The organism is Aquabacterium sp. A08 (genome assembly GCF_011742065.1).
Map to the genome: position 1 here is coordinate 1 of NZ_JAAQQT010000298.1, position 276 is coordinate 276.

At 66.3% G+C, this 276-nt stretch carries 1 pseudogene; it reads right to left on the minus strand.

The features are described from left to right. Positions 1–129 precede the first annotated feature (129 nt). Positions 130–276 (minus strand): annotated as a pseudogene (locus tag HA630_RS26950) (3-hydroxyacyl-CoA dehydrogenase); the annotation flags it as partial.

The window sequence follows — 276 nt, forward strand, 5'->3', positions numbered from 1 at the left end:
TACACAACGGTTTTGGCCATACACAAATCTTTCGGTGTTGTTTCAGGGATGCCGTGGAACCGGCTTGGCCGGGCCACTGGCATCGCCCCCTGGAGGGGGTGACGCACCGCAGGTGCGGCGCGGGGGTGGTCAACGAGGACTCATGCGCAGGGCGCCGTCGAGGCGGATGGTTTCGCCGTTCAGGTGGCCGTTGCTGACGATGTGGCAGGCCAGTTCGGCGAACTCGCTGGGCTTGCCCAGGCGCGAGGGGAAGGGGATGCTGGCCGCCAGCGACTG